The organism is Tautonia sociabilis (genome assembly GCF_003977685.1).
Taxonomy (GTDB): Bacteria; Planctomycetota; Planctomycetia; order Isosphaerales; family Isosphaeraceae; genus Tautonia; species Tautonia sociabilis.
Map to the genome: position 1 here is coordinate 18181 of NZ_RYZH01000037.1, position 12030 is coordinate 30210.

Genomic DNA, 12030 nt, shown 5'->3' on the forward strand with positions numbered 1-12030 from the left:
ACCGAGGGGGTCGGGTACGGGACAATCGGTGGTCTGGCGTCGGGGCTCGAAGTCCGAGGGATCGCCCCCATCCCGTGTCCGGATCCATGGAGAGGCGACGATGACCGCTCGGTCCGGAACCTCCTACCGGCACTCGCAGCGGGGCCCCTGGCACCTGCTCCTCGAGGGGGTGGGCGTGGTGCTCATGGTGGTCGCCCTGGTCTCGGGGGTGCCCTCTGCCGCCCGCCTGCTGCTCTTCGGCGTGGGGACGATGTTCCTAGTCATCGGGTCGTCGTTCCGCGTCCTGACCGTCGAGGACCAGGGCGACCGCCTCTCCGTCCGCTTCGGCCCGCTCCCGCTGTTCCGCACGAGCATCCCCTACGACGACATCCGGGACGTCGAGGACGGGCGGACGCTCCTGCTGGACGGCTGGGGGATCCACCTGAGCCTCCGAGGAGGCTGGGTCTGGAATATCTGGGGACGCCGGTGCGTTGTCATCCGACACCGGAGGGGGACCCTGCGGATCGGGACGGATGACGCGGAGAACCTCCTCAGGTTCCTTCGCCGTCGGGTCGGGATCGGGAGAGGCTCCTGACCTGTGGGCCGGGCTCGGCCCCGCCCCCTGGGCCTCGGATGGGGGACCATCCGAGGGCTCCGGGCTCAATCGAGGAAGGCCACGCTCCACATGGCCCTGGCCTGGCTCTCCGTGTTCATCAAGACGCGATGCCAGCCATGCAGGGTGATGGTCCGGTGGTCGGCGTGCCGAACTCGGCCCCGGGCGTAGACCTCGGCGTTTCGGCGCATGACCCGCCAGCCCCAGTTCTTCGCCCCCTCCTCCCGATCCAGGATGCGCTGATACGTCGCGGCCTCGACTCCGTTGGGGTGGCGGCGGCAGACGTAGACGGTCTCGCCCCCGGTGCGGTAGCAGAATTCGCAGCGATGCGGCTTGCCGCCGTTGCCCCGGGTGATCGGCTCGTTCCGCAGAACCAGCGACTGGTCCACCCGCAGGTCGGGGGCGGGAACGAAGAACCATTCCCCCTGGCGGCGATAGGCGACGTTCTTGCGGCGGTTGCCGGCCTCGGAACGCAGTCCGGCCCGTGCCTGGGCCGCCCGGACCTCGACGGGCTTGAGCGCCTCCTTGGCGGCCCGGACGGTCCCCACGGGAGCCGACTCGGGGACGGCGGCGACGAACCAGTGCCGCTCGTCGTGGCCGCAGAGGAACTTCTGCTTCTCGGTCCCCTCCCGGACCAGGAGCAGCAGGTGGCGGTCGCCGGGCTGAACATCGAGCACCTCGAGGTCGACCTCGGCGTCGGAGCCGAGCCGTCGGGTGATCTCGAAGTACTCGCCCCGGCGGTCGTCCCGCACGTCGAGGGCCACGGGACCGCTCACGGCGATCCGGCGGCGGCGATCGGGGACCTCGGCGACCTTGAGCCGGGCCCCAATCCGGGCAAACTTGGCTTCCAGAAGTGCATTGCTCATGGTGATGTCCCCAGCACGGGTTCCTGAACCGGAGACACGATCAAGCCCGGACTGGTTCGTCCGCGGCTCGGGCCGTCGCGACGAGTCGCCGGTCAGTTCGTCCCGGTCCCGAGCCGGGCGAGAACAAGGCTCGGAATCACCCGACGCCGCCGGGGCGGTCGGTCCCAAGACGATGCCGGGCGATTCGGTCCATTCCCGACCGGCAGTCCGGCATCAATCGATCCATAACCGGAACCTCAACGGCCCGATCCGTCGAGCCAGGACGAGGGGCCCGGCTTCCGATCACCGACCTCCTCCGATCGCTGCGACCTCCGCATACCGGAAGCAGCCGACCAGGTGGTCGTCGAACGCAACCCGGTACCGTTCCCGCTTCCGGAGGATCATGTCCCAGCTCAGTCCCGCCTGCGCCCCTTCGAGGATCAGGAATTCGAACCAGCGGCGGTCGTCGTGGACCGGCACTCCCCATTCCTCGTCGTGGTAGCGGATCGCCAGGTCGTTCCTGGCCCAGTCGCAGCGGTGGACGGCCATGCGAATCTCCTCGCCCCCCCTCGGCGATCTCCCTCGGGAGCGAGGTTACCGCATCGGGAAGAGTCCGGGGAGGGGAGCCGAGCCAACGATCCTGGCCCACCCCCTATGACTCTTGTAAGATAATCGGCATGATCCCGATTCGATCACAACCTTCGGAGTCCTTCCCGTGTCCATCCGACCCTCCGGCGACGTGACCGACCGCCTTGCGGGCACGCTGCTGGGCACGGCCCTCGGGGACGCCCTGGGTCTTCCCGCCGAGGGAATGTCGGCGGCCGCCATCGCCCGGCGGTTCGGCCGAGTGGACCGCTTCCGGATGCTGGGAGGGATCGGCTTCGTCTCCGACGACACCGAACAGGCGGCGCTGGTGGCCCAGGCCCTCGCCCGCCACCCGGACGACCTGGAGGCGAGCGTCAGGGCGTTCCGCCGTTCGCTGCTGGGCTGGTTCTGCCGCCTGCCCTTTGGAGTCGGCCTGGGGACGGCCAGGGCCTGTAGCCGAATTGCCCTGGGCCGTTCTCCCAGCGGGGTCATGTCGGCGGGCAACGGCGCGGCGATGCGGGCGGCGATCGTCGGGGCGTTCTTCCGCGACCGACCGGATCGGCGGGTCGCCTTCGGCAGGGCGATCGCCGAGGTGACTCACCGGGATCGGAGGGCCGTCGAGGGGGCGCTGTACGTCGCCGAGGTCGCCGCCGCCTGTTCCCGAAGCCCCAGGCACTCCCCTCCCGCGATCGTTCAGCAGGACGCTCGGCGAATCGTGACCGACCCCCAGCTCGGGGAGGCGATCGACACCGGCCGAGAGCTGGCCCTCCGCGGCGCCGACCGCTCGGAGGCGGCCCGAGTTTGTGGGACGACCGGATTCGTCGTCCACTCGCTGGGGTTCGCCACCTTCTGTTTCCTCCGCTTCGGGGACAACCCGATGGAAGCGATTACCGAGGCGATCGGCGCGGGCGGAGACACCGACTCGATCGGGGCGATCCTGGGAGGCTGGCTGGGGGCGCTGCACGGGGAACAGGGGTTGCCCGGCGACCTGATCGCTCGGATCCAGGACGGCCCGTTCGGCCCGACTCACCTTCGAGGGTTGGCGGCCTGCCTGGGCCGAATCCTCGCGGGGGAGCCGGGCGACGTTCCCGGGTATTCCGCCCCGGCGGCGTTCGCCCGGAACCTGGCGATGCTCCCGGTCGTCCTGGGGCACGGCCTCCGGCGGCTGTCGCCGTTCTGAGGCCGAGTCGGACCCGGGGGGAGGCCCGGGCCGGCTCGACCGATCACGACCGCCTCCGCCGCAGCCACCACGACAGCTTGTGCAACTCGATCGCCAGGAACACCGTCAGCGAAAGCCCGACAAGAACCAGCCACGTCCGAGGCCCGACCGGGGCGATCTCGAGCAGCTCCCGCGCCGGCGGGTAATACATCGCCAAGACGTGCACGAGCAGGGCCGCCACCACTCCCCAGAGCAGAATCGGGCTGAGGAACGGCGATCGCCACAGACCCGACTTCGTTTCGGATCGGCAATTGCCAACATGGACGTTTTCAAACAGAACCATCAGCAGCAGCAGCGCGTTCCTCGCCTCCGGCGCCGACCACCCGTTCGCGATCATCCACCAGTAGGCCGAGAAGCCGACGACCGCCATCACCAACGCGGCCACGATCACGCGCTCGATCATCAACTGGTTGAAGATCGGCTCGTGCGGAGGTCTCGGCGGCCGTCGAAGCACATCGCCTTCGCTTGGCTCGAAGGCGAGGGCGACCCCCTGGATGCCGTTGGTCACCAGGTTCAGCCACAGCAACTGGACCGCCAGAAGTGGCAGCTCCAGCCCCACCGCCATCGCCGAGCCGACGACCAGCACCTCGGCCGCGCCGGCGGAGACGAGCAGGTAGATCACCTTGCGGATGTTGTCGTACGCGACGCGCCCCTCCTCCACCCCGGCGACGATCGTGGCGAAGTTGTCGTCGCTGATCACCAGCTCGGCGGCTTCCCGCGCCACGTCGGTGCCGCTCCGCCCCATCGCCACCCCGATGTTGGCGGCCCTCAGCGCGGGTGCGTCGTTCACGCCGTCGCCAGTGACCGCGACGAAGTGTCCGGCCTCTCGGGCGGCCTCGACCAGCTCGAGCTTCTGCCTCGGCGCCACCCGGGCAAAGACACGCATCCGACCGACGACCTCGCGCACTTGCTCGTCGGTGAGCCCCTCCAGCTCCCGGCCGGTCATCACCTGGTCGGGGGACGAGGCGAACCCCAGCTCCCGAGCGATCGCCAGCGCTGTCACCGGATGGTCGCCGGTGATCATCGACACGGCGATCCCGGCCTGGTGGCAGGCGTCGACCGCCTCGCGGACTCCCGGCCGGAGCGGGTCGATCATGCCCACGAATCCCAACAGCCGGAGGCCCGACGGCTCCGGCGGCGTCTGCTCCGGCCCGAGGTCGGCCGGGGCGATTCCCTCGGCCAGAGCGAGCACGCGGTAGCCTCGCTCGGCCATCTCCAACGCGGTCTCACGGAGGCTGTGGGCCGCTTCCGGGTCGGATTCCACCGAGCACATCGCCAGAATCCGCTCCGGCGCTCCCTTCGCGAACACCCTCAGCCCGTCGTCGAACCGGTGATACGTCGCCGAGAAGCGATGCTCCGACTCGAATGGGATCTCATTCTCTTGCGGGTATCGGTCCAGCCACCGCTCGCGACCGAGACCGAGCTTTCGGGCGAAGGCCAGCAGCGCCAGGTCGGTGGGGTCGCCCCGCCAGGACCACTCCCCGTCCCGCTGGTGCAGGTCCCCCTCGTTGCAGAGCACCGCGGCCAGGGCCAGGTTTTGCAGTCGTTCAAGGTCCTCCGGTCCGGGAGGTCGCCCGTCGATCAGGATCTTTCCCTCGGGCACGAACCCCTCGCCGGTCGCGGTCACGACCCGGCCATCGGGCAGGCGGACCTCTCGGACGGTCAACTCGTTGCAGGTCAGTGTGCCGGTCTTGTCGCTGGCGATCAGCGAGCAGCTCCCCAGTCCCTCCACCGCCGCCAGCCGTCGCACGATCACCCCCCGGCGCGACATCCTCGTCGTCGCCACCGACAGCGCCACCGTCAGCGCCGCCGGCAGCCCCTCCGGGATCGCCGAGACGGCCAGGGCCACACTGAACATGAACATCTCATAGAGACGATGGCCCTGCACCAGGACCCCGATGGTCCCCACGACCACCACCGAGGCCAGCACGGCGTATGCCACCGCCGTCGAGAACCGCTCCATCCGCTCCAGCAGCGGCGGCTTGCCGGCCTCGACGCCGAGCACGTCGCTGGCGAGCTGACCGACGGCCGTTCCCGAGCCGGTCGCGACCGCCACGCCCCTCCCCCGGCCCCGAATGACGATCGACCCGGCGAAGGCCAGGTTCCGGCGGTCGGCCATCGGCGTGTCCGGCTCGCAGACCGAGGCGGGGTCCTTCTGGACCGCCAGCGACTCTCCGGTCAGGAACGACTCGTCGATCTCGAGTCCGTGCGCCGAGAGGAGCCGAAGGTCGGCCGGCACCCGGTTGCCGGATTCGACCCAGACCACGTCCCCCGGCACCACCTCCTCGGCTGGCACCTCGCGCAGCTCGCCGTCCCTCAGCACCGAGGCCCGGATCCGCAGCAGGCGCTGCAACGCCCGGCTGCTCCGCTCGGCTCGCCATTCCTGGACGCCGCCGATCACTGCGTTGATCGCCAGCACGGCCGCGATGAACGCCGCGTCGGTGACGTCCCCCACCAGCACCGAGACCACGGCGGCGGCGGCCAGGATAAAGATCAACGGATTCGTGAATTGCCGGAAGGCGATCTGCACAATCGTCGTAGGAGGCGCCTCGGGCAGCCGGTTCGGCCCGAACCGTTCCAGGCGCCGGCGGGCCTCCTCCCCAGCCAGGCCGTCCTCCCGGCCGTCCACTCGCCGCAGCACGTCGGCCACCGGCAAGACGTGCCACGGCTCGGCCGTCTCGGGAGCGGTCCCTCGCGTCAGGGTCTCCATCCGATCACCTCGCTTCGGCCCTGTGATGCCCCCGGAGCGAACCTCCGCCGCCCTCCCGACGCCAGCCGACCGCCCCGGGCGATCAGGTGAGGCCGGCGGGCCTCTCCTCCCCCTTTGCCTCGGCGACCGGCGAGACGAATCCCGAGGGCTTCACCGCGAGTACCGAACAGGGGACTCGGCCCAGGAGCGCCTCGGCCGTGTTGCCGATGACCAGCCCCGCGATCCCCGATCGCGCCATCGTCCCCATCACGATCAGGTCGATCCCTTCTTGCGTGACGAGCCGAGGGATCACCGTTGTCGGAAGCCCCCGCAGCAGCCGGAGCGCATCGGGCCGGAGCCGGTTCCGGTAGGGGGCCAGCAGCGTATCGAGGGCTTGCGTTACTCCGTCGTGCACCTCATCGACATAAGCGCGGATCTGCTCGTCCGTGTAGCCGGTGTTCCGCAGCAGCCCCTGCGCCGGGGCGTCCCAGACGTGGGCGACGATCAGTTCGTACCCCTCGGACTCGGCCAGCGCCGTGGCGAGGTCGAGGATTCGGTGGCTGACCGATTCGCGGGCCTCTCTCGGCGCGGGAGACGTCCCCAGCGGCGCCGGATCGACGAGCGCCAGCATCCTCCCCGGCCCCTCCCCCTCCCGGACGCTCCTCGGGTGCGAGAGCCAGACGGGACACGGGCAGGCCCGGAGAATCTGCCGGTCGGCGGCCGAGATCGGGCTGTCCGGCGCCCTGACGACATCCTTGATGAGCAGGTCGAACCCGCCTCGGGTCGCTTCCCTGACGACCTCGGTGGCCGGACGCCCCCGCAGCGCTCGGACCTCGACCGGCACGCCCCGGGCCCGGATCGGTTGAGCCAACTCCTCCAGATGAGCCTGCTCGTCGGCCAGGAACGCCCGCTCGATCCCCTCCGGGTCGTGCAGCGCCGGCCTCGCGTACCAGGGCAGTTCGGGGACCACGCCGACAATCGTCACCGAGGCGCCGCTTCGGCTCGCGAGCCGGGCGGCCAGCTCCGGGGCCGACGGCCGATCGACCTCCCGATCGGCAACGACGAGGAGCTTCTTGAACGGTTCCATACCTCACCCCCTTCCTCGGCAAACGACTGGGCGGCGGCCCGAGCGCGAGATCCGCTCGAGGACTCCCCGTCGCCGGTGGGGGCGCCGGGCCCCAAGGCACCGACGCTCGGACGCCGATCGTCGCGGGGCGAGGACGAATCGACCCCGCCGGCACGGCCGGCCCCGCGCCGGGGCATCGCCGCCAGACGCGGTCGCCCAGATCGGGCATTCTCTCCCATCAATCCTAACTCGCTGATGGAACCGATCAAGCGGTTTTGGAGGCGCTCAAGGTCGGGCGTCGTACAGCCAAACGGCCGATCGAGGGGGGCCGACCGATCCCGCTGTCACCGGCCCTCGACGATCTGTCCCCGGGTCGACTCCACCGCCGCCAGCAGCTCGTCGATCTCAGCCTGCGGGACCTCGTACTCGCGGAGCGAGGCGGCCAGGTCCGCGGCCATGGCGTCAAACTCGGCCCTGGTGATCCCCATGCCGCGATGGACCGGGCCCATCGGACGACCCTCGTAGACGAGCGGCCCGCCGCTGGCCTCGCTGATGAACTGGACGAGCAGGTCCTTCAACCGCCGGACGCCGTCCTCGTCGAGCGGGTAGCGGCCGTCTCGGGTGAAGTTGACCTCGGGGTTCCGCGAGGTCCTCGCCACGAAGTCGTCCACCACCGCCCGCACGGCCTCCTCCCCCCCCAGGCGATCCCACAGCGGAGGGACTTCCACGATCTCCTTCCGGGTCGAGGCCACGAGCGCGATCAGCTCGTCGGCCTCGGCCCGAGGCACCTCGTACTTACGCAGCACGGCCGCCAGGTCGGCCGCCAGCGCGTCGAATTCGGCCCCGGAGATCGCCATCCCCTGGTGCACGTCCTCCATCCCCCGGCCCGAGTAGGCGAGCGGCCCCCCGCTGGCCGAACTGATAAATTCGACCAGCAGCCGCTCCAGCCGGGCGATCCCGATGGCGTCAAGCGCGAACCGGCCGTCTCGGAAGAAATCGACGTCCGGATCAACCGCGGCCAGCGCCACGAAGTCGTGCACGACCGCCCGGACGGCTTCCTCACCCCCGAGCCGGTCCCAGAGCGAGCGATCCGGGATGGTGACCTGGCCGGTCTCCTCGAAGACGCGGTCGAGCAGCCCCCTCAGGTCGAAGGCGGCCTGCGAGACGTCGGTCGCGGCCGCCTCGGCGGCCCGGGTCAGCCCCGAGGCGATGGCCTCCCGGAGCTGCGGCCGGTGCTTGAGCATCGGCCCGAAACCGATCAGCGCCCCCTGATAAATTCGATAGCACCCCAGCGCATCCCGACGCTCATTGAACAGCACCACCCCCTCTCGGATGACCTCCGCCGCCGCCTCCCGGACTCGGGCGTCGATCGCCCGGGAAACCTCCGAGGCGTCGCCGGTTTCCGCCGCCTCAGAGGCCGGCCGTCCCGCCGAATCCTGGGCGATCGCGAGGGAGAGTACGGCGCCGCCGAGCAAGGGGAGCAGGGCCATCATGGTCGACACCTGGGCCGTTGGTCGCGATGCGGCGATCCCCTGCCCTCGAGAACGGTCCCGGGGAGTCGGAGACCCCGCTCGACCCCGACTCTATCGCCTCGGCCCGACCGGCATCAAGGGCCGGGGCGTTCCGCCCGCCGGAGCGCCTCGCGAAGCAGGGCGACGACCGAGAGCGAATCGGTGATTTCCCCCCGGTCGAGCATCGCCCGGGCCTCATCCCAGGAGACGAGGCGAACCTCGATCCGCTCGGTCCCCTCGGGGGAGCTCCGGCCCCGGGTCAAGCCGGTCGCCCGAAAAATGTAACCATATTCATCACTCACGGAGTTGGACAGGTGCATCGTGCCGATCAGCTCCAGGCGATCGGCCGACAGCCCCGTCTCCTCCAGCAGCTCGCGCCGGGCGGTTTCCTCCGGGGGCTCGTCGATCGGGCCGCCGCCTTCGGGGATCTCCCACGAGTACGAGTCGAGCGGGTAGCGGTGCTGACCGACGAGCCAGACGGATCCGTCCTCCTCGACCGGCAGCACCCCGATGGCCCGGTTCTTGAAGTGGACGACGCCGTAGATGCCGGGACGACCATCAGGCCGGAGGACCTGGTCCTCCCGGACGGTGATCCACGGGTTGTCGTAGACGATCCGGCTGGATCGGATCGTCCAGGGATTCCCCGCCGCCGCCGGATCCGGATCCGGGCGGTCGGCGGGCTGTTCGTCGAGCGTCACCGAGGCACTCCAATGTCCCGAAAAAAACGCTCGGGGTGGGGACTCACGCCTGCTGCATCGCCTGCTGGAGCGTGACGCCCATGTCGGCCGGGCTCTTGGCCACGAGGATGCCGGCGTCTTCCAGAGCGGCGATCTTGTCCGACGCCTTGCCCGAGCCCCCGGAGATGATGGCCCCCGCGTGCCCCATCCGCTTTCCGGGAGGGGCGGTCTGGCCGGCGATGAAGGCGGCCATCGGCTTGGTAAAGCCGCCCGACTTCTTGAACGCGGCGGCCTGCTCCTCGGCGTTGCCGCCGATTTCTCCCATCATCATCACGGCATCCGTCTCCGGATCGTCCTGGAACATCTTCAGGACGGCCACGAAGTCCGTGCCGTTGACCGGGTCGCCGCCGATGCCCACGCAGGTGCTCTGGCCGATCCCCAGGTTCGTGAGCTGCCAGACCGCCTCGTAGGTCAGCGTGCCCGACCGGCTGACCACGCCCACACGTCCCGGCTTGTGGATATAACCCGGCATGATGCCGATCTTGCACTGTCCCGGCGTGATCACCCCCGGGCAGTTCGGGCCGATCAGCCGGGCCGTCGGGTGGTGCGCCTTCAGGTAGGCGACGGCCCGGGCCATGTCCATCACCGGGATCCCCTCGGTGATGGCGATGATCACCCGGATGCCGGCGTCGGCCGCCTCCATGATCGAATCGGCCGCGAAGGGAGGCGGCACGAAGATCATGCTCGCGTCGGCCCCGGTGGCCTTCACCGCCTCCTCGACCGTGTCGAAGATCGGCACACCGAGGGTCGTCTGCCCGCCCTTGCCGGGCGTGACGCCGCCGACGAGGTTCGTGCCGTACGCCTGGCACTGTTCGGCGTGGAAGTGGCCGGCCTTGCCGGTGATCCCCTGGCAGATCAGCCTGGTGTTCTTGTCGACGAGGATGCTCATGGGTGCGGTCTTGGTTCGCCGTTTCCGGTGGGCGTCGCCCACCCCGGGGTCAGGTCGCCTTCGAGTGATTCCGATCCGCTTCAGGCCGAGCCTTTCGCCGCGGCCACGACCTTCTGCGCCGCGTCGGTCAGGCCCTTGGCGGTGATGATCTTGCGGCCGGACTCCTCGAGCATCTTCATGCCCTGCTCGACGTTCGTCCCCTCCAGGCGGACGACCAGGGGCACCTTGAAGTCGATCTCGTCGTAGGCGGCCAGCAGGGCGGCGGCGATGATGTCGCACTTCATGATGCCGCCGAAGATGTTGACGAGGACGGCCTTGACCTTGTCGGACGAGAGCAGGATGCGGAAGGCTTCCAGCACCTGGTCCTTGTTCGCGCCGCCGCCGACGTCGAGGAAGTTGGCGGGCTCGCCACCGTGATATTTGATCACATCCATGGTCGACATGGCCAGGCCGGCGCCGTTGACGAGGCAGGCGATGTCGCCATCGAGCTGCACGTAAGACAGCCCGCTCTCGCTGGCCCTCATCTCGTTGGGGTCTTCCTCGGCGGGGTCGAGCAGCGCGGCGATGTCCTTGTGACGGTACATCGCGTTGTCGTCGAAGTTCAGCTTACAGTCCAGCGCGAGGACCTGGCCCGAGTCGGTGACGATCAGCGGGTTGATCTCGGCGAGCGAGCAGTCCGAATCGATGAAGAATTTGACGAAGTTCTTGAAGAAGACGAGCCCGTTCTTGGCCGCCGCCCCTTCCAGGCCGAGGGCCTTGACCAGCTTCCTCGCCTGGAAGTCGGCCAGGCCGAAGCCGACGTCGATCGGCTCTCGGTGGATCTTCTCGGGGGTCTTCTTGGCGACCTCCTCGATCTCGACGCCGCCTTCGGTCGAGGCCATCAGCACGGGGGCCTGCACGGCTCGGTCGACGGCCATGCCGAGGTACAGCTCCCGGGTGATTTCGACGCCGTCGGCGACGAGCACCTTGTTGATCTTCGCGCCGTCGATGCCGGTCTGATAGGTGATGAGGGTCTTGCCCAGCAGACTCTCGGCCGCCTTTCTCGCCTCCTCGGCCGATCGGACGAGTTGCACACCCTGGGCCACGCCTTCGGGGCGGGGCTTCTGGCCGGAGGCGATGGCCAGGGCCTCGGCCCGGTCGGCGTCGGGGCCGATGGCGATCCCCTTGCCTCGCCCGCCGGCATGGACCTGGGCCTTGACGACGCCGAGCGAGCAGCCCAGCTCCTCGAACGCCCTGGCCGCCTCTTCCGGGGTGGAGGCCACCTTGCCCTCCTGGACGGCGACGCCGGCGGCCTTCAGCAGGTCCTTGCCCTGGTACTCGTGGATCTTCATGGGGGTCGGTCTCGATCGGATCGCTGCGGTTGGTGTCCGGTGGGAGTGAGGGGGCGTGCGCCGTGTCGTGTCGTCTCGTGTCGTGGCGTCTTAGGGAGTCGATCCCGGTGCCGGGCGGGGTGAGCCGGTCGGGAAGAGGGACGGGGCCGGCGCTTCCGACGCCGGGGCGGCCTCCCGATGCCGCTGCATGGCGTCCAGACCCATTCCGGACCTTGTGCGGAAGGTGGCGCCCATCCGCCCGGGGGTCAACGCGAAGACCTCCGAGCCTTCCCAGCCACAGATCGTCTGCGTCTTTCGCCAGCAGCTGCCGAGGCCGCCGATCGGCCTCCCGGTCCGCGGCTCGATGCGGAGCGGGTGCGGCATCCAGGATCGCATCGCGTCGGGGCTCGTCATCGTGCCGAAGACGCACGTCGGCGGGGCGGCGATGGGCCGGCTGGTCGAGAAGATCAGGGGCATGGAGGGGAGGCCTCCCGGTCAGTCGAGCCCGGCGGGGCGGGGTCGACCCGGGTTTGTCGGTGGGGCCTGGCAACGAGATAGCGCAAGGTTTTACCAGCCTGGGGCTCCCG

The 12030-nt window shown here is 69.8% G+C and carries 10 protein-coding genes and 1 pseudogene; 2 read left to right on the forward strand and 9 right to left on the reverse strand.

The annotated features are described in order from the left end of the window. Positions 1–100 precede the first annotated feature (100 nt). A complete protein-coding gene (locus tag TsocGM_RS17730; RefSeq protein WP_126726801.1) occupies positions 101–574 on the forward strand; it encodes a hypothetical protein in 474 nt (157 codons plus the stop codon). Positions 575–639: 65 nt separating this feature from the next. On the opposite strand, the gene TsocGM_RS17735 is transcribed toward TsocGM_RS17730, so the two are convergent. Both TsocGM_RS17735 and TsocGM_RS17740 read right to left on the reverse strand, forming a co-directional pair. Next, the gene (locus tag TsocGM_RS17735; protein WP_126726802.1) at positions 640–1458 is read right to left on the reverse strand and encodes a hypothetical protein; all 819 of its coding nucleotides are present in this window, start codon (positions 1456–1458) and stop codon (positions 640–642) included. Between the two features lie 339 nt (positions 1459–1797). Further along, positions 1798–1986: pseudogene (locus TsocGM_RS17740) on the reverse strand (DNA-3-methyladenine glycosylase I); the annotation flags it as partial. A gap of 166 nt (positions 1987–2152) precedes the next feature. Between TsocGM_RS17740 and TsocGM_RS17745 the strand changes: the two are divergent. After that, positions 2153–3202, forward strand: a complete 1050-nt coding sequence (locus TsocGM_RS17745; RefSeq protein ID WP_233579003.1) for an ADP-ribosylglycohydrolase family protein — start codon at positions 2153–2155, stop codon at positions 3200–3202. Positions 3203–3245: 43 nt separating this feature from the next. Here TsocGM_RS17745 and TsocGM_RS17750 read toward each other — a convergent pair whose 3' ends face one another. The 7 genes from TsocGM_RS17750 to TsocGM_RS17780 all read right to left on the reverse strand — a co-directional run bounded on the left by TsocGM_RS17750 (position 3246) and on the right by TsocGM_RS17780 (position 11920). Beyond that, on the reverse strand, positions 3246–5951 hold the full coding sequence (locus TsocGM_RS17750; protein ID WP_126726803.1) for a cation-translocating P-type ATPase: 2706 nt from the start codon (positions 5949–5951) through the stop codon (positions 3246–3248). Positions 5952–6033: 82 nt separating this feature from the next. After that, a complete protein-coding gene (locus TsocGM_RS17755) occupies positions 6034–7017 on the reverse strand; it encodes a universal stress protein (protein WP_126726804.1) in 984 nt (327 codons plus the stop codon). A gap of 323 nt (positions 7018–7340) precedes the next feature. Continuing rightward, positions 7341–8489, reverse strand: coding sequence for a group I truncated hemoglobin (locus TsocGM_RS17760; protein ID WP_233579006.1), 1149 nt, complete (start codon positions 8487–8489; stop codon positions 7341–7343). Between the two features lie 113 nt (positions 8490–8602). Continuing rightward, on the reverse strand, positions 8603–9205 hold the full coding sequence (locus tag TsocGM_RS17765; protein WP_126726806.1) for an NUDIX domain-containing protein: 603 nt from the start codon (positions 9203–9205) through the stop codon (positions 8603–8605). 43 nt (positions 9206–9248) lie between these two features. Then, positions 9249–10133, reverse strand: a complete 885-nt coding sequence (sucD, locus tag TsocGM_RS17770; protein ID WP_126726807.1) for a succinate--CoA ligase subunit alpha — start codon at positions 10131–10133, stop codon at positions 9249–9251. 80 nt (positions 10134–10213) lie between these two features. Beyond that, positions 10214–11464, reverse strand: a complete 1251-nt coding sequence (gene sucC, locus TsocGM_RS17775; protein ID WP_126726808.1) for an ADP-forming succinate--CoA ligase subunit beta — start codon at positions 11462–11464, stop codon at positions 10214–10216. 90 nt (positions 11465–11554) lie between these two features. After that, positions 11555–11920 carry an SRPBCC family protein gene (locus tag TsocGM_RS17780; RefSeq protein ID WP_126726809.1) on the reverse strand — a complete coding sequence of 122 codons (366 nt, stop codon included), beginning with the start codon at positions 11918–11920 and terminating at the stop codon, positions 11555–11557. Positions 11921–12030: the final 110 nt, after the last annotated feature.